The sequence below is a fragment of the Pseudoalteromonas sp. Scap03 genome, from assembly GCF_013393115.1.
GTDB lineage: Bacteria > Pseudomonadota > Gammaproteobacteria > Enterobacterales > Alteromonadaceae > Pseudoalteromonas.
This window is the reverse complement of sequence record NZ_VDEU01000002.1, coordinates 673,334-697,984: the sequence shown is the minus strand read 5'-3', so window position 1 is coordinate 697,984 and position 24,651 is coordinate 673,334. Positions and strand designations below refer to the sequence as shown.

Here is a 24,651-nt window from a genome sequence, read left to right as displayed (position 1 = left end):
TTAAAATTAAAAGGAACAGTGTATGTCAACGATGACATTAAACAAATTAGTTGAGAAACTAAGCCCAGATTGTAGAAAGAGCTTAGAAGCAGCGGTCGCAATTTGTAATAGCCGCAGCCATTTTACGGTTGAATTAGAGCATTGGCTGTTAGCTATGATTGAGCAGCAACTAGACGATGTTAGACTCATATTCGGTGCTTTCGATATTGATATTGATCAGGTAAAGCAAGATTTAAATCAATCATTAGAGTCATTTAAAACGGGCAGTGATTCGTCGCCTAGTCTGTCGGTACATGTTACTACTTTACTTAGACAATCATGGTTAAGCACCAGTATAGAATTTACTGATGAGCAAATTCGAAGTGCTTACGTTATTTATACGCTTACAAAAGACGATACCTTGTCTAGTTTAGTAACGCGTTGTAGCAAGCTTTTCAATAATATAGAACCTGGACAACTACTACATGCATGGCCTGAAATTGTTGCCCAATCGCAAGAACGTAATACCACCACTGCAAGTGCTACAACACCTGCAAATGGTTCATCTAAAACACCAAGCTTAGATCAATTTACCGTCGATTTAACCGCTCAAGCAAAAGCGGGAAAAATAGACCCAATTTTAGGTCGTGATTTCGAAATACGTCAGATGGTAGATATTTTAACTAGACGTCGTCAAAACAATCCAATATTAACGGGTGAAGCGGGTGTAGGTAAAACCGCTGTGGTTGAAGGACTTGCCCTAAGAATCGCTCAAAAAGATGTACCTGCAGTATTACAAAACGTTAAGTTGCACAGTCTAGATTTGGCTTTGCTGCAAGCGGGGGCGGGCATGAAAGGTGAATTTGAAAATCGTTTAAAGTCGCTAATTAATGAAGTGAAAAACGCTGTTGATCCTGTGATTCTTTTCATAGATGAAGCTCACACTATGATTGGTAGTGGCGGACAAGCAGGTCAAAATGATGCTGCTAACTTACTTAAGCCTGCTCTAGCAAGAGGGGAGTTACGCACTATTGCAGCAACAACGTGGGCTGAATATAAAAAGTTTTTTGAAAAAGATGCTGCACTAACACGTCGCTTCCAAGTGGTTAAAGTTGAAGAGCCAACACCAGAAAAAGCGGTTGCTATGCTACGTGGTTTAGTTCCTGTGATGGAAAAACATCATAAAGTGTTTATTTCAGAGCAAGCACTTGAAAGTGCAGTGCATCTATCGCACAGATACATTACTGCCAGACAACTACCCGATAAAGCCGTTGCATTGTTAGATACGGCATGTGCTCGTGTTGCTATGAGTCAAGCATCGACACCTAATGCGATTGAGCAGTTAATTAACAGGCTTAGTGAAATTGAAGCGCAAGTTTTAATGTTAAATCGTGAGCAAAAAACCGGTTTAGATCACAGCGAACAATTATCAGCACTTAAATCTGAACTAGTTGAGATTGAACAGCAACTGGAACCATTAAATGAGCAGTTCAATGTTGAGAAGGATATAGTTGCCGAGTTAAACCAAGCGCTAGAATCGATTAACACCAACGATGCAGACTCTTCTGCTGAAGTACTTGAGCAGTTAAAAGAAAGCAAGCTTAAGCTAGCCTCGTACGAACATAATATGGTGCATTGGCAAGTTGATGAAGAATTGATTGCACAGGTTATTTCTGATTGGACTGGTATTCCTGTTGGTAAAATGCATGAAGATGAAATTCATGGCATTTTAAATTTAGCTGAGCAAATGAAACAACGCGTAGTTGGCCAAGATCATGCGCTTGAACTTATGGCTAAAGTGGTACAAACCTCCCGTGCTCAGCTAGCAGACGAAAGTCGCCCTAATGGTATATTTATGCTGGCAGGCCCAAGCGGTGTTGGTAAAACAGAGACCGCACTTTCACTTGCACAAGAAGTATATGGCAGTGAAGATAACGTAACAGTTATTAACATGTCTGAGTTTAAAGAAGAGCATAAAGTGTCATTACTACTTGGCTCACCTCCGGGTTATGTTGGTTATGGCGAAGGTGGTATTTTAACCGAAGCAGTAAGAAGAAAACCATACAGTGTGGTGCTACTTGATGAAATGGAAAAAGCCCATCCAGGCGTGCAAGATATTTTCTATCAAGTATTCGATAAAGGCACCATAAAAGATGGTGAAGGCCGAGACATCGACTTTAAAAACACCATCATTATTATGACCTCAAATGTGGGTACTGATACCACAATGAGCTTATTTGAAGATGAAGAAAGTAAGCCGAGTATTAAAGGTTTATTAAAAGCATTACAAGATGATTTATTAGGCGCATTTAAACCCGCATTTTTAGGGCGCATTAATGTTATTCCTTACATTCCGTTAAGTGATGAAATTCTGACCCAAATTGCAGCGCTGCAAATTAGCAAAATAACTAAGCGTGTTAAAAAGCATTATGATGCGCAATTAACTTATAACGATGACGTGATTGAGCACATTATTGCTAATTGTCAAAATGCTGGTTCGGGTGCAAGAAATATTCACACCATATTACAGAATAAAGTACTACCACTATTGTCTGAAATTTTGCTTTCGAGCATGGTTGATGGTGAAAAAGTGACATCTATTTCATTGTTAATTAAGGATAATGAGTTTGATGTTGAGCTAAATAAAGTTAATTTAAAATAACCTGTTTTTATGGTTGTTTCTTTAGTTTTAGAGCATTATAATTCGTGTGTCTTATATAGAAACATGGAATTTTTGAGACATTGTCTTCATCTAGGGAAAGGAATTCTGAAGACCTTTTCATTGCTGTTTTAGAGATAATGATTTCAAGGAATTTTGGGTAACCAAAGTAAACGAATCCACATAATGGATAATATTGTTTAATAAAAAGGAGCATTATCAAATGCAAGCAAATACATATTTAAAATACGGTTCAATCAAAGGCGAAACTACTGCCGAGTCTTTCAAAGATTTAATTACAGTTTTATCTTTAGATTGGAACGTTAGCCGTGAGATTAGTGCAGCGACTGGTACAGCAATGGACCGTGAATCTAGCTCTACTCGTCTAGGCGATGTGACTATTACTAAACTTCAAGATAAAGCATCTCCGGATCTTTTCAAAGAAGCAACTATTGGTAAAGGTCTACCTGCTATTTTCCATATCACTAAACAAGGTGATAAAGTTGAAGAAATCATGAAAATCGAACTTACAGATGCCATGATCTCTAGCTACTCAGTATCAGTTCAAAACGACCGTCCAATTGAAACAATCACTATCAGCTACACTGAAATGATGATGACTGTTACACCTACTGACGATCAAAACAACATCACTGCACCACTAGTATATGGTTACAGCGGTGTTAAAGGTCAACAAATGTAATATTTGTTACCCGATTGTAGCTCTGGGCTTATGCTCAGAGCTTTTTTTGATCTTCAGGATGGGAAAAGCAAGGAATGCAAAAAGCAACACAAGATAAAAACGTAATTCAAATTAGTACCCCTGTTGGTAAAGACGCCCTTTATTTAACACGCTTCGTTGCACAAGAAGCCATGTCAGATTTATTTGTTATGTCGGCCAATATGTACACCATAGGCCAACAAATCGCACATGAAGATCTGGTTGGCAAACCGGTATCGATAAAGGTAAAAAATGCCGAAGGTGGGGGAGAGCGTTATTATCACGGTATTGTGAGTCAGCTTGTTTCTAACGGCAGTCGTACTGCGGACGTTGATGAACAAAAAAATTACATTGATTATCAAGCTACCATTGTGCCTTTTGCCGCTTCTATGCGTAATCGCAAGAATAGCCGCATTTTCCAAAAGAAAACAATAAAAGATATATTTGCTGATTTGTTTGGCCAACACAATGTGGCTTTTTCAGACAAAACCAGTAAAACCTACCCCAAATACGAATACTGTGTGCAATATCAAGAGTCAGATTTTGACTTTATCCAACGCTTATTACAAAGCGAAGGTATTTTTTACTTCTTTGAGCATACAAAAAGCAACCATACATTAGTTTTGGCAGATGATATCACTGCCTATGAAACGTGTGGTGAGGCAAAAGTTGTTCATTCAACTGGCCATTTAAGCGAATCTCATGTTTCGCGTTGGCAAGGCGGATTAAGCTTAGCGCCAGGCAGCTTTAAGCGTTTAGGCTACGATTTTAAACAGCCGTCGCGTTACCCTGATGCAGAGCAAGCAAATGCCGAGTTACCTACGCAATCGGTATCAGAAATTTTTGAATATACAGCAGAAGCAGAGTGTCATCCTCGCGCGGCTAATTTGGCATCTGTACAATTAGAGTCGCTACAAAGAGATATGAAGCTCTCAAGCGGGCGTAGTGACTGCCGCTCATTTTCTGTTGGTAAACTGTTTAGTTTCAAAAAACATGAAGACCCACGCCTTGAAGGTAAAACCTTTGCTATTACCTCGATGATGACTTCGATTGTAGTACCAAACCAATCAGGCGCTTTACAATCATCAAGTGATGAAGTGTATTCTAACCACTTTGAATGTGTGCCAAAAGACATTCCATACAGAGCGCAAGTGAGCAAAAAGAAACCGGTTATTAATGGCGTACAAACAGCCATAGTAACGGGTGATAGCGCCGATGAAATTATGATTGACCAATATGGCCGCGTAAAGGTGCAATTTGATTGGGATCGTGAAGGTAAAAAAGATTCTAAAAGTTCATGTTGGATCCGAGTTGCACAAAACTGGGCCGGCAAAAAGTGGGGCGCATTTTTCTTCCCTCGCGTAGGACAAGAAGTTTTGGTTGATTTTATTAATGGCGACCCAGATCAACCTATTATAAGCGGTGCTGTTTATAACGCAGACTTAATGCCTCCGTACGCATTACCCGGCGAAAAAACGCAAAGTGGTATTAAAACTCGCTCAACTAAAGAAGGTGGAGCAGATAATTTCAATGAGCTGCGCTTTGAGGATAAAAAAGGCAGCGAGCTTGTGTATATGCAAGCCGAAAAAGATAAACAGCTTTACGTTAAAAACGATCAAAACGAAAAAATAGATAATGATCGTAATGTTGAAATTCTTAATAACGACAATCTTAACGTTACAAAAAACCGTATTGCGGAAATGGGTGAAAACGACACCTTAAAAGTAGGTAAAACACTTAATATTGAAGCGGGTGACGAAATAGTGATAAAAACAGGCTCTGCGCAAATTAAAATGAGCAGTAGTGGCAATATCACTATTGAAGGTACAAACATTGATATTAAAGGCAGTAATGTAAAAGTAGATGGCAGTGCCATTACCTTATCTGCTGGTGTAATTAAGTTAAATTAATGATGGAAATAGTCAATAACTTTCAATCAGGATTCAGAAACGGCATTGCAAATAACGGGCACGTTGTTTACTGCCGCTATGGTTTACCGCATTTAGTGTGTTTACCAATAAATAGGCCAGATGATCCATTATTAAGCCCTGCTTTAAGTCATTTAAAAGCTATGAATGGCTATTATGCACAGCAGTTTTTTATTCATTTAAGTGATTCACTTAATAGTGAAAATGTAATTTCAAATTTATATCAATATGCAACTCAAAGCACAGTGGCACTTGCTGATCACAGTAAAGATGAGCTAATTGAAGAAATTTCGCTATTAGTGACGACTAACAAGCTACTAGTTATTCCACTGTATGAATAGTATTTCATAAACCAGCAAAGATACGACAAGGAGTCAAAATGGGTAAACCCGCTGCTACAATTGGTCATATGCATGTATGCCCTAAAGTGACCGCTAAAGTGCCACATGTGGGTGGACCTATAGTTGCCGGCTCTGGCAATGTGTTAATAGGCGGCATGCCCGCGGCGCGCAAAGGCGACATGATAGTGTGTATTGGCCCGCCAGATAGCGTAAAAACAGGCTCGGGGAGCGTTAAAATTAATGGTAAACCCGCCGCCAGAATGGGCGATGATAGTGGCCACGGCGGAAAAATCGTTGTTGGCAACCCAACTGTTTTAATTGGTGGCTAACTTTGCTAGCGACCTATTTAAGTGATCATCAAGCACAATTACTACAAATTAGTAACGCTCAATTGTGCCCGTTTACGTGTGTAGGTCATGTTCGTTATTTAAGAAAAACCCTATTAGAAAGCTGCTGGGTAAACGCAAAAAACAATAATCAAAAAAATAATTTTGAATTGCCCACCACTGAGCAACTAGTCGAAATAATAACTAACACTAAAAACGATGAATTAGTTGCCCAAGCATGTATTGAAGTTATGGCTAACTTGCCACAAAATAAAAATATTATATTTATAAATGAATTGCTTAATCAGCCTACGCTGAGTGCTTTTTTTAAAATCATTATAAATAAAGTGGTTATTCAACAGCATAGCTTTAACTTAATTCGGCTATTAAATTTAAACACCCTGTTTTTTGCTTACAGTGCTGATGATGAAATTCCCCCGCAAACCCTGGTCACTATAAATCAAATTACCAGTCTTGCGCAGCACCACGATATAAAGATATTAACGGCTATTTTTGATGCATTAAGTGAGCAAGCCCATCTATCACCCTTAATGTCGTTATTTTTGTTGTCATTAAATTTTGAGCAAGTAAACAGCTTAAGCAATCATGCCAGTAATACCTTATCGGTTGATCAAACATTGCATATTTTATTACAAAGCGGTTTTGTAAAACTGATTGTTTTAGCTAATTCTTTGCTACCACAGGTAGAGCAACCCGCGTTAATTATTGCGCTAATAAGGCGCATGTTAGGTGATAAACTCGATCAGCTAGTTGAGTACGATATTCAACGACTTGCTTGGCAAGGCGATGAAAGCGCGTTAATAAATTTTCAGCAGCAGTTAAAACATAACTGGCCTAAATATGAAACCGCCATGTCGAGTTTACGATTGATTGCAGGACACCCTCTTGATGAAGTGCCTAATGCCATTTATTTATCAGCCATGGATAGCTATAGCCAAGGGGTGTTTAACTTATATCGCTATTATCAACACCTCGCTGCCAATAAAGCTCAGGACGAGGTGGCATCATGAGTGCATTTTCAATAGAGATGGTATGCTTTTCTGCCCCAAATATTAGCAGCGTAGATGCATTATTATTTGACGATAACAGTGCTGTTTTTAATGAACTGCAATGGCAGTCTTGGGATGCCTGTGTTTACGATTGCATAATTAAATCTAAAGAATTAATAGCAGAAGTCACAGACAGCACATTGCCGATGATTTGGTTACTACCAGCGTTATCATTTCAAGATGAGCTAAAACAGTTATTAACTCAGAGCTTACAACAGCTATACCCCGATCATAGTAATGAGCTTATTTTTCATGGTGCAACAGCCGCGCACTCTGCTATAGCTTTGGCCGGTGAAAAAAAATGGCAAAAATTCAATGTAATTGCTTTAGATGCAACCTTTAAAGCAAATAAACAGCAGCAGTTTGCTTATCAAGGTGTAGGTGGTGCGTTGGCTGTAGTTGAAATGGTGCCTTGTGGGTGGTCGCAGGTAAGCCATGAAATTGCAGCATCTATTGATTTTAGCAAACATAATCAGCTGGCAGGTATGCTTACGCGATTAGCTGAACAAACAGAGAATAAGATAGATCTAATTTTTGCACCAGGAAATGGGGTAGATGATGATAGTTGGCTAAACAATTTACAGCTACTTACTAGCTTAATTGATGAGCACACTTATTACGAACTACCCAATTATAAATTAGGGAAAATAGGCGCACTAGAAGGGTTGGTTAATTTGTACCAATTAACCACAAGCCCTGCAATTGTTGAGCATTTTAGTCATGCATTAATGCTTTCACAGGAGCAAGCTAAGCATCAAGGTGCAGCATCATACTTATGGATAAGTGAGGAAGTACACAGCTAATGCAAAGTAATACCGTTGTTTTACAGGGAATAAGTTACCCAATTTGCCTCGTCGTAGGTAAAGGTTCTGCGCCGTCGGGCTTTGTTGCTGTAGCAGCTAACACGCCGGAAAGTGCCAAAAATCAAATTGCGCAAGTAGGTAGTGCGCTTACTAGCGACGCAGCTAAACGTTTAGACGTTATTAACTTGCTTAACCTTGCAGGAGTAAGCTGTTCGCGCGGTGCGTCAGCCCGTGAAACCGCGAGTGTATTAACCCAAGCTTTGGTTGCAGATAAAATTAGTTGTTATCACCAAAAAGCTAAGTCGGCTATTCAAGTAAGCGATAACACCAATAGCGGCGCAGCAGGTAAAAAGCCAAATAGTAAGAGCAGTTCAACAGCCTCAGGTAAAAGTGCCTCTCAAGCGCCGGCTAAAAACAGTGGTGGTGCAAGTAATAATACCCCAAGTGAAGAACCAATCACCAAACAAGAGTGTCGCTCTGATCCAGTTTCTATGCTCTCAGGTGAAGAAATCTTGCCGCTTATTGATTTCACCTTAGCAGGCAGCAAACAATTAATTTGGCGACGCCTATACCGTTCATCGCATGCGGATGTATGTAGTGTAATGGGTAATGGTTGGCGACATGACTTTATGGTGCAGTTAACTGAGCACTATTTACCGCCACCTAAAGTAGGCCCAAAACAAAAGGGCACCTACTGGTTAGAATACCAAGATGAGCATGGCGCTAAACACCGCTTTGAAAAAGTAAAACCGGGGCAATCGAGCTATCAGTTAAGCAGTAATTTGGCGTTGCATTACCAAACTAATGGTAAGCAAGTATTGGTAACCCCAGATGATCAACACCTTACGTTTAAAGCCGGCGAGAACTCATGGTTGCTCGAAAAAGTTATTAATGAAAAAGGCCAAAGTATTGGTTTTTATTACGATGCGAAAGAGCGCTTGCATCGCGTTGAGGTAAATAAAGCGCGTGGCTGTATTTTAAAATATAACCCGCAAGGGTTGCTGGCAAACATTTCGGCTTACCGTACAGGTGATAATAACAAGCCAGTATTACTTACGCCGTTACTTGCGCAATATGATTATGATGAAAACAAAAACCTCGTTCGCGCGACCAATCAGCAGGGTGAAACAGAGCATTATGGCTATAACGCCGCTAACTTATTAACTAAGCGTACCCGTGCTAGTGGTTTTAGCCATCATTTTGAATGGGACAGTTACTCATCAAGTGCTAAATGTATAAAACAATGGGGCGATAACAACACCTATACGTATCAGTTTGAATATAATTTAGACGCTGGTGAAACAACCTGTATAGACTCGCGTGGGCATAAAGAACACTTTGTACATAACGCGCAAGGTAAGTTAGTTAAGCATACCGACCCTAATGGTAATGTGTGGCAATACGGCTATAACGCACAAGGTCAAAAAATAACGGAAATAAAGCCAGATAGCAGTGAAATAAAATACAGCTATACCCCTTATGGTCAGTTAGAATCAATAACCCAGCCAGATGGCAGTGTCACTAAATTTGCTTACAACCAATTGGGTCAGCGTGTATTAACCACCTTGCCTGATGGCCAAACCATTACCCGTAAATACAGCGTGGCGGGTTTGCTGCAAAGTGAAACCTTTGGCGACGGTCGTACCGTACTTTACAGCTATGACAAATTTGGCCAGCTAACCCAACACATAAATAAAGATGGTCAAGTCACTAAATTTGTATGGAACGAGCAAGGCGAGCTTTTAGCCAAGCACCATAACGATGAGCTTATTCGTTATAGCTACGACAGTTTAGGCCGTGTAAATGCCACCATTAATAACGCAGGTTTGTTGACTCAATATAAATACAATGAGCACGGCCAGCTTGCGCAAACTATTGCCTTTGACGAAAAAGACCCTGAAAACAAACAGCATCAACACTTTAGTTACGATGATGCAGGGCGGTTAATTAGCTCGCAAAACAGTAAGGGTGATACCACCGAGCAACATTTTGAAGGGCTAAGCCAGCCACATTGTGTTATTCAGCCCGATGGCAGTGCACTGCATTTAACTTACGATAAAGAGCGCAACCTAACCGCTATTGAGCGCAGCGACGGCCATGTATACCGCATAAGCTATGACGCTAACGAAAACCCAACGCAAGTAACTGGGTTTGACGGTACGCTACAGCAATATAAATACGATGCTTGCAACCGCTTAACCTCGGTTACACAAAGTGATAAACGCCATGTAAAAATAGAGCGTGATAAATTAGGCCGCGTGATTGCGCAGCATGCAAGTTTAGCAACCGATACTCACATCGTTAATAATGCCAATTACTACAACTATAACCTGCAAGGTAAAATTACCCGTGCGCATAATGCACAATCAACCTTAAAGCAGCAGTTTGATAAAGGCGGGCGGTTACTGCATGCTGAGCAAGTACATAATCAGCAACAAGCGCATACCTTAAAATACAGTTACGACGACTACGGCAGAAGGCAATCCCTTACTTTGCCAGATTCAAGTACGCTTAAATATAGCTACAATAAATTTGGTCAATTGAGTGGCATTCACTTACAGCAAGCCAATAGCACGGCTGTTGAACTTGCAGCGCTTAGCTTCGATAGCCAAGGCAATATTCAAACGCAAAAGTTTGGTAATGACATAACCCTTATCCAACAATTTGACGTATTTAACCGCTTAACTCAGCAGCAGTTAACCCATCCTGCGCAAGCACTATTTGATACCTGTAAGTACAATTACGACAGCATCAATCAGTTGATTGCGCGTAAAGAGGAAGGTGTTAGCAGCCACAATATTAATTTTGAGTACAACAGCCTTGGCCAGTTAATTCAGCAAAATCTAGCCTGTAGTGAAAACACAAAAACCACCCAATACCAGTGGGATAGCTTTGGTAACCCAGTTAGCCAGTCAACGGTTCAAAATAACGATTTAACAGAGCAACAAACGACTCAGCACAATGATAATAGCGATGCTAATGACGCCAGCAATACGGTTGAAAGTAATCAGTCAGAAAGCACACGTAATGTAATTAATAGTGAGTATAGTGACTCAAAGTCAGCAACGGTTGCTAGTGAGCTAAGCGAAGACGATGGGGTTATTACAGGCATCACTGATGCAGACCGTTTAACCCACTTTGGCGATAGCGACTTTCATTATGATGAGTTTGGTAACCAAATACGCGAAACCGGTAAAGGCATAAAAACCCGCCGTGAATATAACGCATTTAATCAGCTAAGTTGTTTTAATAACAACGGTACGCTTACTCAATACGACTACGACCCACTCGGGCGTCGTATCGCCAAGCACACCGAGCAGGGCAAAATTGACTACATTTGGGATAACGACCAGCTAATTGGCGAATACCAACAGGGTGAATATACCTGGTATATCAACCTACCAAATCAATTTCACCCAATAGCATTGATTAAAAAAGGCGAGGTGTACTACTACCACCTAGACCAACTGAATACTCCACGTTTTGTAACCAACAACAAAGCAGAAGTCGTGTGGGAAAACCAAGCCGATGTGTATGGTTACGTAGAGTCAGAGGTAAGCACTACAAATAGCTTTACTCAGCCAATTCGTTTTCAAGGGCAATATTTAGACGAAGAGAGCGGCTTACATTACAATCGCTACCGCTACTACAGCCCGAAACAACAGCGATTTATAAACCAAGATCCCATAGGGTTAGTGGGTGGCATCAATCATTACCAATATGCGCCTAATCCGGTTAATTGGGTGGACCCGTTTGGGTTGTTGTGTAAAGAGGGTGAAGAAAAGCTTGATAGAATGCTTTCTACTTTAGTTTCTTCAGATGGTATTGATAAAGCCACAAAAAATAAAATTCTAGAAATTGCGATTGCAAGTGCAGTTATTAACGATCCACAAAAATCGACTCTTAAATATACACCAGAGGGTGCAAAATATAGAAAAGAGTATGAATATGATATTGCAGGCCTTGATGAAGAGAATGGATTAATTAAACTCAATAAAGTGAGTAAGTCAGGTGAAGTTAGTACAGAGGTTATAAGTACAGCTCAATTTGCTGAACAGCATGTTATTAACAGCGAGCGCGTAAAGCTTAACCCTGATTCAAAACCAACTAAATATCACAAACGAACAGTAGGGGAAGTTGAGATAGCTAGGAAGGCCTTTCCACCAAAGAGGAAAGAATACATATCAAACTACGCTTCAGCAGCTTTGAGTGATGAAAACCATGAGGCTCATAGTCACTTTGACGAAGATGACTTAATTGATATGCAGATGACTGGTAAGGTTCCAGAAGGTTACAATGTGCATCATAAAGAACCTATATTTAGATGTGAAATAGACAAAGACCCTAATGAATCTGATAATTTACAATTATTACCAGATTATTATCATACGGATGAAAATAAAACCTTACATTGGTACGAAGAGGGTGAGTCACCCTATGACATCAATGGAAATGGTCCAAATTTATCAAGTGTTAAAAAAGGTAAGAAAAATGTTTGAAAAACTTGAAACTATAATGTCTCAAGCTGCAAGTAAGCAAAATTTTACTCAAAGAGGAAGTGTGGGTAATGAAGAGATAAAAAAGTTAGAAACTATACAAAGTATTACTCTACCCGATGATTATAAATACTTTCTCTCAAGTTATGGGTACTGCTTTTGGTTCGGTGAAGTTATTTGTGGTTTAGTTGGAGAAAATAAAAGGTATGAAAAGTTATGCAGTGCTGTAAGAAAAACTACTTACTACCATGATCTCTATAACAATAACCCAAAATACCAGTCTGTAACGAGCGATGGAATCGTTATAGGTACTTATGATGGTGGCGGCTATTATTTTTTATTTTCCCATGAGTCTGAGCGTGCTGGTGAAGTAGGTCTATTTTTAACTGAAACGTATGGCCAAGAAGTGTCTAAGTTTAAGAGCTTTACAGATTACCTATCTTTTCTTGTAACTGGCGCCCCTGATCCAGAACCTGTTGATGTGGATTACGATAGAATAATGGACATAATCGAAGATTAATTTGGGCTTCAATTATAAAAGTAGGGGGTTAAAACCACTATGTTTGGTTTAATAAAAAAATACAGTGTGCACATGTGCTCTGAAGTTAAAGGGATTATTACTTTAAACGGTAATCCCGTTGAAGGTGTTTTAATAAATCGCACCCTGGAATTTGCACATAAAGTTGAAAAAGAAGATCAGGTAATAACAGCTCCTGATGGTTCATTTTATTTACCTGAAGTCGTTATTGAATCAAAAATACCCGGAGATATGTTCTCGCATGAGGTTACTTATCAAACTATTACGGCTGTATATGCTGATAAAAAATACAAACTTTGGGGTTCAAAGCTAAGCGGAATAAGTGAGCCTAGTGAATACAAACAAAAGCTGAGCAGTTTAAATGCTGATTTAGATTCTACAGAAGTAAACTTTGTTTTTCCTAATCATGAAAATCCAAATTTGGAGTTTGATGGTTCAAGTATTTGTAGATGGGAACATGATTTTGAAATTTATGAGATAGAAGATAGCGAAGATTACTTTAAAGATTTTTAAATAGAAAAGGAATTTACATGAATATTTTATCGCCAAGTGTAGCGGCACAATTAGCTGAATTTGCATATGACAGTATTGCAGCAGTATCAAATAGCTCATCAACCATAGAGCCGAGTAGAATAATAAGTAAGCACTTTGTGTTTGATTCAAAAAAATCTGCTTTTACAGGAATTTCAGGTACTGTGGCTGAACACGTGCTAAATCATGCAACGGGTTTTGGCTTTTTTGGAATTGGTTCTAAAGAAGGCGCTCATAAAGGTGAAGTTGTACTAACTTTTCGTGGTACAGCAGGTATTGCTGATACTTTGACGGATTTACATTGTGGTTTAACTGTTGGGCCAAATTATAAAGCAGTTCATGCTGGGTTTAACCGTACTTTTGAGTCTATCAAGCCTCAGTTAAAAGCTATATTGAGTAAGGTAGGTGGTCGCCCCGTTCATTGTGTTGGCCATAGCCTTGGTGGGGCATTAGCAACGCTAGCAGCAAATTGGATTAAAGCGCAATATAAAGTGCCTGTAAAATTATACACTTTTGGTTCTCCAAGAGTTGGTCATAATCCTTTTGCTATTCAAAGTGAAACCAGCCTAAATGGAATTTATAGGGCAGTACACCGAAGTGACCCTGTACCTATGGTTCCTGTTTGGCCATTTGTTCATGCAGGGAATGAGTACAGAATAAGCACATGCGTATCACTTACGGGGGCTGCACATAAAATGGCGGGAAATGCGCCTGGGTATATCAATACTGCATCACGTTATCCTGATTATAAGAGCATGGAAAAGGGCTCTTTATCTAACTTAACGATGACACGTCTAAAATACAACAATCGCCACCATGCTTCTTTTAATGCTCATTGGGCTGAAAAAATAACGAGCGCTTTACTAACGTTACTAAGAGAAAGTGGAAAAATCACCAGTATTCTTGCTCAAGGTGTGGTTGCTGGAACGCTAACTATTTATGATGCTTTAGCTCGTAGCCTCGTTGAAATATCTAAAATGTCATCTAAATATGCTGAAGATTGTCAGGGGTTATTAGGGCATATACTTAACTTTGTTGGGAAGCCTGGTGTGATAGCTGTTGATTATACATACGCGCAAGCTAAGCGAATTTTGTATTGGATGTTAGAAAAACTAAATCAGGTAGTGATAGCAGCTGTAAAAGTATCTCCTTACATGGGTATTGGATACTAAAATTGTTTTAAAGGCTCAGATAACTTCTGAGCCACTTAAATAATAAATAAGATTAGCTATAAAGAATTGAAAGGAACCTATTTCAATTGGTTGAAATTTAAAAACCTCTAATTATTGTTTCTACTCACATCTAAAGTAGCTGTAATCACATAAATAAAAAACAAGGATAGGTAATGAATAAAATAAACACGGATGTAAATTACAGAACAATGGCCGGTAATGCGCGTTTAGTTATTATTGCCGAGTCGAGCCATAACCCAGTATCTTACAAATATGAGGCTATAAAGGCCTTAAAACAGCTTAAGGCGGCTGGCTTCACTCATTTTGCAATGGAAATGCTACCTACAAGAATAAAGGACAAAATAGATTTTTATCAGCGGACTGGTAAGGGATTTGACGTAATCAAACAGCATTTCAAATCAAAATGGAATTGGACTAATGCTTCAAGCACAGGATATGGGGAGTTAGTAAAAGCGGCTAATTCTCTAGGGATGAAAATTGTTCCTTTAGATATGCCTATTGAAATGATGGATGAGATTGACGGGCGTTGTAATTGGGAGCAAGCAGACACCGGTTCATGTACTGACTCTCATATCGAACGAAACCATATGTGGGCAGATATTTTAAATAAAAATTTAAAGTTAGAAGAAGGCTCCCGAATTGTTGCATTTATGCATAGGTACCATGCGTTTCATGCTGGCAATAAGCATATTGGAATTGACTCTATTATGTTAAATTCAAAAGTTAGTCGTATTAGTATCATAGAGTACATCGGTGGATCTACCTGTATTGACAATGGTGTTTGTAAGGGGGAGGGTGATGTCGATAAACCATTAAGGGAAACTTATTTTTATAGGAAAGGAACGTATATACCTTCGTCTTTACCTTCTTACACAGTTCATATTCCTGAAAAAGCCATTTTAAGGAAATGATAATATGGCTAAAATTTTATTAATATTGATTCTTATAGCGCCTTCCATTAATGCAGCAGGGCCTCGATGGGATAATTCAATAGATATAAACGCTCCTGATTTAACTGTATCAGCTGCCGCAGAGCAGTGCCATAAAAGCTTAATTAACGCGCCTGAGTATCTCGAAGAGTGGTGTGAAAAAGCTTATGAAATGGGATACTGGAAGGCACTGGTTACACTAAGCCTTCATAACGGAGATGGAACTCGATTATTAAAGGAGGCCAAAAAGCGGGTTGCGGCAAAAGAGCCAAAAGCTTATTCAACTTTAGCTTGGTTATATGGCAGTGGTATGTTTGTGGAGCAAGATATTAATTATGCTATTTCCCTTTACAAAGAATTTTTAGCATTAGATGCAGAATTGCCAAATTCGTTAGTTGCGGCTGCGCACTTTAAGTTAGCAAACTTATATGAATCGCAGCAGAATTGGCTTGCAGTAAATGAGCATGCACAATATGTTATTGACCACAGCCCTTTAGCTTATGATAAAGAACGAGCTGTTGATTTGTTAGAGTTAGCTAAAAAAGAAATTTTGATTAAGAATAAATCATTGAATGAATAGACTAGACACCCATTCTAATTTTGCAGTTTAGTAAACAAAGTACTACCACTTTATATAGCGTTTCGTTCGGCGTGCATTTTGTATAGTGATGAGCATTCTACAGGTCAACCCTCAATTTTCGCAGAGGCTGAGTTGAAGATAAGTTGCTTAAGCTCGAAAGGTGTTTTGTATTGATGTATGTGTTTACGCAGTTTTGAGTAACCACACTCAACACGCAGAGATAACTATAAGATTAAAGTTGTAATGAAATATGTAAGTCGATGCGCTTATCTAAGCGAGCTAATATAGAGGGAATGATTTGTTTTTTAGTGATAAGCAAAAAAATAAAGTGGAATTTTATGCACTTGTATATGTAATCTCGTTTTTATTGCCATTTCCTGCTTCGCTATATTCTGTTGCATTATCTCAATTAGGTGGTGTAGCACTTTGGCTGATTGGCTCAATAACATATATGATTGTTTACCTGCGAGTCGTGTCAGAATTACCAAAAGAGGATAGGTATTTTGTTACATGGGGTCAAGCAAGCTATTTTCCTCAACTGCTTTTTAAAGTAGCCCCTGTATTAATATTTATACTTTTATGCTTGTGTTGGGAAGTTTTTAGTGTTTAAAAACGAAGAGGTGTTTTTATTATTTCCCCCATGGAAGCTTTTACGTAGGTTCTTATTAGTAACGGTTATCTTACTTATAGGAACTGTTTATTCAGGCATGACATTGTTAACACAGTACTTTGATACAAGTCCTGAGTGGCTGTTGGGCATTTTGTTTTCCGTTGGAATTATGTTTTGCCTTTTAAACTTTAAAGTTAGTCAAGGCTCTTTTCTATGTGCAAAGTTATTGAAATACTATGCTCTATTTTTAGCTTTGATTTGCTTACCATCATTTATAATTTTAGAGGGAAATGGTTATCATATAGCTACAGTTACTAATATAGCCTTTATGCTGCTGTCTTTTTATTTGATTAAAGGAAATAAATACCAAGGCTTAATTAAATATCAATATAACTTTTTTAAGGATATAAAAGACGCTCGGGCCGCTGTTGAAAAAGAGATAGCTAAAGGAAATAAGAGAAAGAAAAAGTAAGTCTGCATAGCTTTGCTTATTGAATTAAAATACAAAGGAACATAGATAAAAGTAGGGCGATGAGTATGTTAGCCGCGCAATGAAATTATGGCGTGGAGTTAGGAATGTTATTCAAAAAGTGAAGTGTGTAACTTCACTGCAAAAGCGCTTTTATTTGCAATAAGCTATGAATATGCAGTTGCTCCTTACAGCTCTGAGAATAATGACGCTATTGAGTTTTATAAATGGTGTTTTGAAAATTTAAATAAAGAACAAGGATAGGTAATGAATAAAATAAACATGGATGTAAATTACAGAACAATGGCCGGTAATGCGCGTTTAGTTATGCTAGGCGAATCAAGCCACAATCCCGCAATCTACAAATATGAAGCTATAAAAGCACTTAGGCAACTTAAAACAGCTGGTTTTACCCATTTTGCAATTGAAATGTTACCTCGTTCTATGCAAGAAAAAATAGAGTTTTATCAACGAACAGGTAAAGGGTTTAATGTAATTCAGCAATATTTTAATGATAATTGGGCTTGGGGTTATTTAGTTCCTAAAGCATATGGCGAACTGGTTAAAGCCGCTCGGGAAGTAGGCTTAAAAATAATTGCACTTGATTTGACTTTGGATGAGATGGAGTCTATTGATAAATCGTGTGATTATGATAATTCATTAGCAGGTAATTGTTTTAATAGTCACACCATTAGAAATATGGTTTGGGCTCAAAATATAAGTAATATTTTAAATCAAACTAATCAAAATCGCGTTGTTGCTTTTATGCATCGTTGGCATGCTGTTAGATCAACTAAATATCAAGAAGGTCTTGATACACTTGTGAAAATGGAAGGCACGCTAAAACTTAGATTTATTGACTTTATTGGTGGTACTGCTTGTTACTCACAAAGAAGTTGTGAGGGTTATTCTGATGAAAAGGGTAATCTTAAAAAGCAATATTTTTCACGAGAAGGTTTTCCATTTCAAACTGCAGTAAAATCTTATCAAGTACACCTGCCTGAAAATACCTCGATAGTAAAAGGTATATAGTAGTGAAAAAGTTAATTTATACTTTTTTTGTACTTATATTATGTTTCGACTCATTTGCTGGAACTTTATTTCCAAAGCATGATATTAATGATCCTAAGTTATCCAAAAACACCGTGATACTTCAATGCCAAAAAAGCCTGATGTATGCGCCTAGACAGCTTGAAAAATGGTGCGAAAAAGCATACGAAATGGGATATTGGCAGGCGCTAGAAGTTATAGGTTTACATACAAGTGATGGAAGCCGTTATATCACGGAGGCTCAATTACATGCTGAAAATGGTGATCCTGATGGAATCTTAGCATTGGCTTTTGCATATGAGTCTGGGCGTTTTGTTACTAAAAACTTACATAAATCGATTGCTTTATATAATCAATACTTAAATGAAAACCAAGGTATTGAAGAAGAGAAAATGAGAGTAATCAGAACCCATGAAGCTCTATATTTGATATATACAAAGTTAGGTGATTTTGAAAACGCAGCTAAACAGAAACGCTTTTTAGATGAAAGTAATTATAAAGAAAATAAAGAAGCTATATTAAAAAAACAAATGCGAGAAGCGGGAATATCTATTGACTCAGAACAATAAAATGCAATTTTAGTAAAATTGATACTTTGATATTCGCATGACAGATTTAATTGAAATAAAAAGGAGCTATAAACGCCAAACTTAAGGCGCTATAGAATTATTATGGAACAACAACACCAACAAACACTAACCAACCTCGTATACGATATTTACGAGGATCCAACTAAAATTGAAGAGCATCAAGAGCTTATTCAACCACTATTGAGCGATTTAGTTGCAAGTGCCCCTGTGGGTTTTGAAGGCATGGCGACGATGATCAATACTCATATTTCAAACGGGTTTAAGTTTAAAAACCCTAAAATACAAAAGTTTGAGCTTGAGTCAGGCTTATTAAAGCTTAAAACCTACCTGCAAAAAATAAACCTTTAATTAGTTTCGTAATTGCCAATACTCTCGGCGCAGTGTATTGGCTGTAATCAAGGATGATAAATGACTCTTATAAACACCTGCATTTTAATGCTGTTTTTACAGCCATTATTTGTTTATTTAGCACTATTTAAACAGTCAAAATACAGTGTTAAGCCCAAAAGCTCGTTAGATAATGAAGATTCAATGTTTTTATTTATTGCCCCTGGCTTATCGGTTTTTTATCTTGATCAGTTTTGGGTCGCGCTGCTTTATTTAGGTAGTGTGTGCTTATTGGGTGTATTGCTAGCTAAAATTGTAGAAAGCAAAGCAAACAAGCGATTGACCAGAGACGATTCAATAGGGTTTATGGTCGCCAGTTTTATCTTTTTTGGAATGATAAAGTTAATTATTGTTGCGGCTGCGTATTTTTTTACCGATGACGCTTCAAGCGCGATAACAGAAGATTTAAGCCCAGCTAAAGAGCCCTCATTGACGATTAGCCAAATGTTTAGTGTGGATTATTTGTATAGCCAGTTTAAACCTACGGTTTATTTTTTAGCATTAATGGTCGTGACCTTAGTGCTCAAAATTATTGAGTACAAGTTTTCTTTAAAGGAGGCGCTTTCAGGCATACTTATTATGCTAAGCGCTATATTAGTCGGTATTTCCCCACTATTTGGCGAAGCTTATATATTAGGCTTAATTGCTAACTTTTTTATCTTTTTTATAGTGTGTTCTACATGTATCGAAATAGACAAAATAGGGGATGCATCGGGTGGCGCTATTGCTATTTTATATGGCTATATATTAATGATGGGACTTGGGTTTAGCATTATATGTAAGCTGGTTTATGAATTGTTTTTTTAGGGAAGGATTGATTGTTTTTTGCTCTAAATGCTTGCAGAACACTTTGTACCCAATTAGAATAAATTTTAGTTGAAATGGCAATTTCATTAACGCTGATAGTTAAGAGTTTAAAACGTCATTAAATAGCAATACGACACGTGTATTTTGAGTTTAATAGTTTGGAGCTTGTATATTTTGTTATCGCGTTTTAAAGCTTACTTTTTGGTAGTTGTATCTATTACTATTATTTTTACTACAACACAGGCTTGTGCAGATATATTTGGTTTTTTTAATAAGCAAGATTTTGTTTTATCGGCTCCGATAAAAGGGCAATTATTAGATGAAGGGCAGCCTATTGCAAATACTAAGGTTGTACGTGCGCTTACTTATGGTGATGAATATAAAGATGAAGCAATAACCGATGATAATGGTTTTTTTACCTTCACAGAAAAATCTATAAAAACGAGTAAGCCTGCAAACATGTTTGATAATGAATCACTGGTTCAACATGTTTATTTAGAAAATGGTACGCCTGAGGGCGTTGTTCTTTGGTACATAACCGTGTCTATGCACGATGGGAGTGATACCCTAAAAAGCTTACTCGCTGACTTAGAGTGTGATATTGCCAAAGACCCACAAACATACGACATACCTATAGAAGAAGCGCCAGAGCACTTCTTTACGGTATATGGTGCATGCATTTGATTTATTGGAGATTATATTTTTGATGGAGCGGTTTAAGTTGCCATTACTCATTGTAGTTGTGGCTATTCTAATTTTATTTACTACAACACAGGTTTTTGCAAATATGTTTGGTTTTTTTAGTAAGGAAGATTTTGTGTTATCAGCTCCAGTTGAAGGGCGTTTGCTTTTTGATGAGCAACCTGTTGCTGGTAAAAAGGTATTTCGTAGACTAAATTATGGCGATGAATATATTGATGAAGTAACAACAAGTAGTGATGGTCGTTTTTCTTTCCCTAAAAAAGTTATCAAAACATCAAAGCCATCAAACATGTTCGACAACGAATCTGTTATACAACACATATACACATTAGATGAGAATGCAAAGGAAGTTACTATTTGGGCTGTTAGGCTATTTCCTTATGAGCATAAAGATACGCTAACCAAATACTTAAGTAATTTGGTTTGTGATATCGCAAATGAGCCAGAAACGTTTGATATAGCTGCTAAAGATAATAAGCAGCATACATTTGCAGTTTTTACCACCTGCAAGCTCTAACGTTTAAAACCAATAAAAGGATTTAAAATGAATACGTTAACACCTACTCAGGCAGTCCAATTAGCATCACTTGCTTATGATGCTAAAGAATTAAAAAATACAAAACTATTAAATGGGCTATTGCATGCATCCTTACGAGATCAGTTTGATTTTTCTATCAATAATAAATCCATACAAGGTGTGTCAGGCGGGTTTTTCTCTCATTTATTTGGTTTAAGTACTGGGTTTGGCCTTGTTGCACACGGTAAAAATTCATTTCAAGGTGATTCAGTAATCACTATTCGTGGCACGGCTTCTCTTAGAGATGGCCTAACAGATGCACATTTTGGGTTAAGCGGTGGCTCTAACGGCAGTATGGTACATGCTGGGTTTAATAAAACCTTTTATAGTATGAAACCTGCACTACAAGAGTTTGTAGCGGCTAACATTCGAGACAAAATAACCGGCTGTGTGCATATTGTTGGCCACAGTTTAGGCGGGGCATTGGCTACGCTTTCAGCCGATTGGATAAAAGCAGAGTATTCGTTGCCGGTTAAATTATATACGTTCGGCTCACCAAGAGTGGGGCTTGATAACTTTTCACGCGCTGCCACCTCACGTATTGATAAAATATACCGCTGTACACACGGTGCTGATCCGGTTACAAAAGTGCCTTTGTGGCCATTTTCACATACGCCCTACAATGGCCAAGAAATTCGTCTTGATAATGGTCAGGGCCTTAAAGGCGCAGCCCACAAGTTAAGCGGTACGCCAGGCTATGTTAATACCGCAAACAGTAATGACTGGGGCAATTTAACTGTAAAAGCAAACCACTTTTTAAGCACACCGGTACGCTTAAAGTTTGAAGACAGAAACCAAGCTTCATTTAGTTCACACTGGGCAGATAAGCTTGGCGCTGCGTTAGTTACCTTATTAAAAGATTCGGGCTACTACAGTGCTGTTGCAGCACAAGCAGCCATAGGTACAGGCTTAACTTTTTACGATATGCTCGCGCGAACGCTTGATAAAATAGCCAAAGCGTCAGCCTCATTTGCAACGCAAACCTTAGGTTTACTCGGCCACATGCTAGTGTTTGCTGGCAAAGTTATTAGCAAAGCTGTAGAGCTGACTTACAGTTTTATAAAATCGGTATTTGACTCAACTCTAGGGGCATTATATCGCGCTGCCCGAGAAGGCTTAAATGGTCTAGATTAAGGTTTTATAAGCCTTAATCTCGCTCTAACAAAATGGCACCACTTTGGGTTTCACCTAAGTGGTCGTCTTTGTTATAAATAGGGCACTTACTCATTGATAAACACCCACAGCCAATACAGCCATCAACCCGTTCACGTAAACGTCGCATATAAGCAATACGCTCATCAAGTTTCTTTTGCCATTGTTTTGAGAGTGCAGACCAGTCTTTTTGTGTTGGTGTACGCTGCTCTGGTAACGTTGCCAGAGTTTGTTTAATTTCTTCGAGCGTGATCCCCATCGCTTGTGCTGCTTTTATAACTGCTACTCGCCTTAGTACATCTGGTTTAAAGCGTCGTTGATTGCCACTGTTTCGCCAACTGCGTATTAGCCCTTTATTTTCGTAAAAGTGCAGTGTAGATACCTTAACGCCACTGCGTTTAGCGACAAACCCAACCGTTAAGTTGGCTTCAGTAAGCTTTTTTTGTACCGCCATCACTTTAATTCCTTTTAAAAATTAAATTATTTCTTATTGACCTGAACTTAACTTGAGGTTTTAAGCTTTGCTCCATCATAAGAAAAGGAGCTAACCCAATGCAAGAAAAATCAGCACACAATATCGCAATCATATATTCAAGTGGACGTAAAAATGGCAATACTACCGCGCAAGTTAATGCCTATAGTAAGCAACAAAGCGGCATTGTTTTTTGCTTAGATGATTATGTTATTTCACCTTATCGCTACGATAAGCAGTATCACAATGATGATTTTTATAATTTGTTTGAAGTGTTACTTCGTTACGAACATTGGGTGTTCGCATCGCCTGTGTACTGGTATAACACCACGCCAAAAATGAAAGCATTTATAGATAGGATCACAGATTACATGGATGATGAGGCGTTAAAACCGAAGCTTAGAACTTTACGTCAAAAACAGTTTTCACTGTTGTCTAATGCTGCATCTCCCTCTGCGCCAGACGCATTTATCGATATGTTTAAACATACCTTTAATTATTTAGGAATGACTTTCAAAGCACATTCACATGTTCAGGCTAGTTAATCACGTTAAATAGCGTTAGGCTAAACAAAAAGTAAAAAGGATGATGTATGAAAACGTTACTTATTGGCTCAAGCTTACTTTTGGCTAGCTTTAGTACTCTTGCTGCAGAGCCTTCGCCTGTTATTAAAGACTATGGTTATTTTTATAATGTGCCCGAGCATGTGTCTGATTTAAACCAAGCACAGTTCAAGATAGCTTTTGATGTAGGTAAAGGCGCTGAAAAGGGCGTGCAAAATAATCATATTAATTCGTTAGCGCGATTTATTAATATGCATGTGGCTCACGGCGTAAAACCAGAAAATATTCAGCTTGCGCTGGTGGTACACGGTGGAGCCAGCGTTGATGTACTGAAAAACAGTGATTATAAAGCTCGGTTTGACAAAGATAACAAAACCGAATCTTTAATTAAACAGCTGCTTGCTAATAACACGCAGGTATATGTATGCGGGCAGTCGGCAATGCATATGAAGGTAGCAGCAGATCAGCTTATACCTGGGGTGAAAATGGCGCTTTCAGCGATGACAGCCCACGCCCAGTTACAACAACAAGGCTATACATTGAATCCGTTTTAATGAATATTCTGTGTTTTGGTGATTCCAATACCTTTGGTATTTCTCCTGTTGATGGCAAACGGCTGAGCGAAATTGAACGCTGGCCTACTTTATTAAAGCAGCAGTTGGGCACCGGCTTTGAAGTGATTGAAGCCGGGGAGCCTAATCGTACTTTAGTCAATAACCCCCCGTTTATGGGAGATAAATCGGGCATTAAATATTTAAAACCGTATCTGGAAGCGCACACTGTTGATGTTGTTATTATTCAACTCGGTACTAATGACTTAAAAGCACGTTTTGCACTGTCTGCTATCGATATTGGCAAAGCGCTTGAGGAGTTAATTTTAGCCATTAAAGCCTTTTATCATTGTAAAACAATACCAAAGATTATCATTATAAGCCCGCCCACGGTTCATGAAGTGGGAAGTTATAAAAGCATTTACGCAGGTGCAGGTAAAAAAGTTGAACAATTATCTATTGAATTTAAAGCCGTCGCCTATCGTCACACGTGTGTATTTTTAGATTGTTATCCGCTGATAAAGCCATGTAATAAAGAGGGCATACACTTACCCGTTAGTGCGCATAGAGAGCTTGCTAATAGTTTGATATCTATAATAAAAAAAGCCGCCGTGTATTAAACACAGC

At 38.3% G+C, this 24,651-nt stretch carries 26 protein-coding genes and 1 pseudogene; 26 read left to right on the top strand and 1 reads right to left on the bottom strand.

Going from position 1 to position 24,651, the window contains the following annotated elements:
* The first annotated feature begins 22 nt into the window (after positions 1-22).
* The 23 genes and pseudogenes from tssH to FHG08_RS18295 all read left to right on the top strand — a co-directional run bounded on the left by tssH (position 23) and on the right by FHG08_RS18295 (position 22,420).
* Positions 23-2,641: a type VI secretion system ATPase TssH gene (gene tssH, locus FHG08_RS18405; protein WP_178956943.1), complete on the top strand. Its 2,619-nt coding sequence runs from the start codon at positions 23-25 to the stop codon at positions 2,639-2,641.
* Positions 2,642-2,861: 220 nt separating this feature from the next.
* Positions 2,862-3,341 (top strand): type VI secretion system tube protein Hcp, encoded by a 480-nt coding sequence (locus tag FHG08_RS18400; protein WP_138605861.1) that lies wholly within the window; start codon positions 2,862-2,864, stop codon positions 3,339-3,341.
* 74 nt (positions 3,342-3,415) lie between these two features.
* Positions 3,416-5,269: a type VI secretion system tip protein TssI/VgrG gene (gene tssI, locus FHG08_RS18395; RefSeq protein ID WP_075170036.1), complete on the top strand. Its 1,854-nt coding sequence runs from the start codon at positions 3,416-3,418 to the stop codon at positions 5,267-5,269.
* On the top strand, positions 5,269-5,628 hold the full coding sequence (locus tag FHG08_RS18390; RefSeq protein WP_054201386.1) for a hypothetical protein: 360 nt from the start codon (positions 5,269-5,271) through the stop codon (positions 5,626-5,628). The genes tssI and FHG08_RS18390 overlap by 1 nt, the downstream gene beginning before the upstream one ends.
* Positions 5,629-5,666: 38 nt before the next feature.
* Positions 5,667-5,957 carry a PAAR domain-containing protein gene (locus FHG08_RS18385; protein ID WP_010389361.1) on the top strand — a complete coding sequence of 97 codons (291 nt, stop codon included), beginning with the start codon at positions 5,667-5,669 and terminating at the stop codon, positions 5,955-5,957.
* Between the two features lie 2 nt (positions 5,958-5,959).
* Positions 5,960-6,985: a hypothetical protein gene (locus FHG08_RS18380; protein WP_178956942.1), complete on the top strand. Its 1,026-nt coding sequence runs from the start codon at positions 5,960-5,962 to the stop codon at positions 6,983-6,985.
* Positions 6,982-7,827: a hypothetical protein gene (locus FHG08_RS18835; RefSeq protein WP_218648509.1), complete on the top strand. Its 846-nt coding sequence runs from the start codon at positions 6,982-6,984 to the stop codon at positions 7,825-7,827. The genes FHG08_RS18380 and FHG08_RS18835 overlap by 4 nt, the downstream gene beginning before the upstream one ends.
* Positions 7,827-12,326 (top strand): RHS repeat-associated core domain-containing protein, encoded by a 4,500-nt coding sequence (locus FHG08_RS18365; protein WP_256729752.1) that lies wholly within the window; start codon positions 7,827-7,829, stop codon positions 12,324-12,326. Before FHG08_RS18835 ends, FHG08_RS18365 begins: the two co-directional genes overlap by 1 nt.
* Positions 12,319-12,843: an SMI1/KNR4 family protein gene (locus FHG08_RS18360; protein ID WP_178956939.1), complete on the top strand. Its 525-nt coding sequence runs from the start codon at positions 12,319-12,321 to the stop codon at positions 12,841-12,843. The genes FHG08_RS18365 and FHG08_RS18360 overlap by 8 nt, the downstream gene beginning before the upstream one ends.
* A 39-nt stretch (positions 12,844-12,882) precedes the next feature.
* A complete protein-coding gene (locus FHG08_RS18355; RefSeq protein ID WP_178956938.1) occupies positions 12,883-13,374 on the top strand; it encodes a DUF6795 domain-containing protein in 492 nt (163 codons plus the stop codon).
* 17 nt (positions 13,375-13,391) lie between these two features.
* Positions 13,392-14,564 carry a lipase family protein gene (locus FHG08_RS18350; protein ID WP_024602677.1) on the top strand — a complete coding sequence of 391 codons (1,173 nt, stop codon included), beginning with the start codon at positions 13,392-13,394 and terminating at the stop codon, positions 14,562-14,564.
* Between the two features lie 173 nt (positions 14,565-14,737).
* Complete coding sequence (locus FHG08_RS18345; RefSeq protein WP_024602678.1) at positions 14,738-15,496, top strand: ChaN family lipoprotein; 759 nt, start codon at positions 14,738-14,740, stop codon at positions 15,494-15,496.
* A gap of 4 nt (positions 15,497-15,500) precedes the next feature.
* Complete coding sequence (locus FHG08_RS18340) at positions 15,501-16,094, top strand: hypothetical protein (RefSeq protein ID WP_024602679.1); 594 nt, start codon at positions 15,501-15,503, stop codon at positions 16,092-16,094.
* A gap of 88 nt (positions 16,095-16,182) precedes the next feature.
* Positions 16,183-16,302: pseudogene (locus FHG08_RS19285) on the top strand (Mobile element protein); the annotation flags it as partial.
* Between the two features lie 90 nt (positions 16,303-16,392).
* The gene (locus FHG08_RS18335) at positions 16,393-16,704 is read left to right on the top strand and encodes a hypothetical protein (protein WP_075170028.1); all 312 of its coding nucleotides are present in this window, start codon (positions 16,393-16,395) and stop codon (positions 16,702-16,704) included.
* The gene (locus tag FHG08_RS18330; protein ID WP_054201379.1) at positions 16,697-17,176 is read left to right on the top strand and encodes a hypothetical protein; all 480 of its coding nucleotides are present in this window, start codon (positions 16,697-16,699) and stop codon (positions 17,174-17,176) included. The genes FHG08_RS18335 and FHG08_RS18330 overlap by 8 nt, the downstream gene beginning before the upstream one ends.
* A 264-nt stretch (positions 17,177-17,440) precedes the next feature.
* The gene (locus tag FHG08_RS18325; protein ID WP_138621733.1) at positions 17,441-18,205 is read left to right on the top strand and encodes a ChaN family lipoprotein; all 765 of its coding nucleotides are present in this window, start codon (positions 17,441-17,443) and stop codon (positions 18,203-18,205) included.
* A gap of 2 nt (positions 18,206-18,207) precedes the next feature.
* Complete coding sequence (locus FHG08_RS18320) at positions 18,208-18,792, top strand: hypothetical protein (protein WP_081374100.1); 585 nt, start codon at positions 18,208-18,210, stop codon at positions 18,790-18,792.
* 102 nt (positions 18,793-18,894) lie between these two features.
* Positions 18,895-19,161, top strand: a complete 267-nt coding sequence (locus FHG08_RS18315) for a hypothetical protein (protein ID WP_178956937.1) — start codon at positions 18,895-18,897, stop codon at positions 19,159-19,161.
* Positions 19,162-19,221: 60 nt separating this feature from the next.
* Positions 19,222-20,007, top strand: a complete 786-nt coding sequence (locus FHG08_RS18310; protein WP_036955101.1) for a hypothetical protein — start codon at positions 19,222-19,224, stop codon at positions 20,005-20,007.
* A gap of 174 nt (positions 20,008-20,181) precedes the next feature.
* A complete protein-coding gene (locus tag FHG08_RS18305; protein WP_178957428.1) occupies positions 20,182-20,691 on the top strand; it encodes a DUF6795 domain-containing protein in 510 nt (169 codons plus the stop codon).
* Positions 20,675-21,226: a DUF6795 domain-containing protein gene (locus FHG08_RS18300; RefSeq protein WP_020476977.1), complete on the top strand. Its 552-nt coding sequence runs from the start codon at positions 20,675-20,677 to the stop codon at positions 21,224-21,226. The genes FHG08_RS18305 and FHG08_RS18300 overlap by 17 nt, the downstream gene beginning before the upstream one ends.
* A 27-nt stretch (positions 21,227-21,253) precedes the next feature.
* A complete protein-coding gene (locus FHG08_RS18295; RefSeq protein WP_178956936.1) occupies positions 21,254-22,420 on the top strand; it encodes a lipase family protein in 1,167 nt (388 codons plus the stop codon).
* A 13-nt stretch (positions 22,421-22,433) separates the two neighbouring features.
* Here the strand turns inward: FHG08_RS18295 and soxR are convergent, their stop codons facing one another.
* Entirely contained in the window at positions 22,434-22,892 is a 459-nt protein-coding gene (gene soxR, locus FHG08_RS18290; RefSeq protein WP_178957426.1) for a redox-sensitive transcriptional activator SoxR, read from the bottom strand.
* A 98-nt stretch (positions 22,893-22,990) separates the two neighbouring features.
* Here soxR and FHG08_RS18285 point away from each other — a divergent pair, with 98 nt between their 5' ends.
* From FHG08_RS18285 to FHG08_RS18275, 3 genes are read left to right on the top strand one after another with little or no spacing between them, the layout of a single operon-like run.
* On the top strand, positions 22,991-23,455 hold the full coding sequence (locus FHG08_RS18285; protein ID WP_010389334.1) for a flavodoxin family protein: 465 nt from the start codon (positions 22,991-22,993) through the stop codon (positions 23,453-23,455).
* Positions 23,456-23,502: 47 nt separating this feature from the next.
* The gene (locus FHG08_RS18280) at positions 23,503-24,027 is read left to right on the top strand and encodes a DsrE family protein (RefSeq protein ID WP_178956935.1); all 525 of its coding nucleotides are present in this window, start codon (positions 23,503-23,505) and stop codon (positions 24,025-24,027) included.
* Positions 24,027-24,644 (top strand): GDSL-type esterase/lipase family protein, encoded by a 618-nt coding sequence (locus FHG08_RS18275; protein WP_178956934.1) that lies wholly within the window; start codon positions 24,027-24,029, stop codon positions 24,642-24,644. Before FHG08_RS18280 ends, FHG08_RS18275 begins: the two co-directional genes overlap by 1 nt.
* Positions 24,645-24,651 lie beyond the last annotated feature (7 nt).

Bases quoted from the DNA above. Each gene is read 5' to 3' on its own strand.
- tssH (WP_178956943.1), top strand. From the start codon at position 23: ATGTCAACGATGACATTAAACAAATTAGTTGAGAAACTAAGCCCAGAT.
- FHG08_RS18310 (WP_036955101.1), top strand. From the start codon at position 19,222: ATGACTCTTATAAACACCTGCATTTTAATGCTGTTTTTACAGCCATTA.
- FHG08_RS18355 (WP_178956938.1), top strand. From the start codon at position 12,883: ATGTTTGGTTTAATAAAAAAATACAGTGTGCACATGTGCTCTGAAGTT.
- FHG08_RS18365 (WP_256729752.1), top strand. From the start codon at position 7,827: ATGCAAAGTAATACCGTTGTTTTACAGGGAATAAGTTACCCAATTTGC.
- FHG08_RS18300 (WP_020476977.1), top strand. From the start codon at position 20,675: ATGGTGCATGCATTTGATTTATTGGAGATTATATTTTTGATGGAGCGG.
- FHG08_RS18275 (WP_178956934.1), top strand. From the start codon at position 24,027: ATGAATATTCTGTGTTTTGGTGATTCCAATACCTTTGGTATTTCTCCT.
- FHG08_RS18340 (WP_024602679.1), top strand. From the start codon at position 15,501: ATGGCTAAAATTTTATTAATATTGATTCTTATAGCGCCTTCCATTAAT.
- FHG08_RS18285 (WP_010389334.1), top strand. From the start codon at position 22,991: ATGCAAGAAAAATCAGCACACAATATCGCAATCATATATTCAAGTGGA.
- FHG08_RS18360 (WP_178956939.1), top strand. From the start codon at position 12,319: ATGTTTGAAAAACTTGAAACTATAATGTCTCAAGCTGCAAGTAAGCAA.
- FHG08_RS18835 (WP_218648509.1), top strand. From the start codon at position 6,982: ATGAGTGCATTTTCAATAGAGATGGTATGCTTTTCTGCCCCAAATATT.
- FHG08_RS18400 (WP_138605861.1), top strand. From the start codon at position 2,862: ATGCAAGCAAATACATATTTAAAATACGGTTCAATCAAAGGCGAAACT.
- FHG08_RS18390 (WP_054201386.1), top strand. From the start codon at position 5,269: ATGATGGAAATAGTCAATAACTTTCAATCAGGATTCAGAAACGGCATT.
- FHG08_RS18385 (WP_010389361.1), top strand. From the start codon at position 5,667: ATGGGTAAACCCGCTGCTACAATTGGTCATATGCATGTATGCCCTAAA.
- FHG08_RS18295 (WP_178956936.1), top strand. From the start codon at position 21,254: ATGAATACGTTAACACCTACTCAGGCAGTCCAATTAGCATCACTTGCT.
- FHG08_RS18280 (WP_178956935.1), top strand. From the start codon at position 23,503: ATGAAAACGTTACTTATTGGCTCAAGCTTACTTTTGGCTAGCTTTAGT.
- FHG08_RS18350 (WP_024602677.1), top strand. From the start codon at position 13,392: ATGAATATTTTATCGCCAAGTGTAGCGGCACAATTAGCTGAATTTGCA.
- soxR (WP_178957426.1), bottom strand. From the start codon at position 22,892: ATGGCGGTACAAAAAAAGCTTACTGAAGCCAACTTAACGGTTGGGTTT.
- FHG08_RS18315 (WP_178956937.1), top strand. From the start codon at position 18,895: ATGGAACAACAACACCAACAAACACTAACCAACCTCGTATACGATATT.
- tssI (WP_075170036.1), top strand. From the start codon at position 3,416: ATGCAAAAAGCAACACAAGATAAAAACGTAATTCAAATTAGTACCCCT.
- FHG08_RS18325 (WP_138621733.1), top strand. From the start codon at position 17,441: ATGAATAAAATAAACATGGATGTAAATTACAGAACAATGGCCGGTAAT.
- FHG08_RS18345 (WP_024602678.1), top strand. From the start codon at position 14,738: ATGAATAAAATAAACACGGATGTAAATTACAGAACAATGGCCGGTAAT.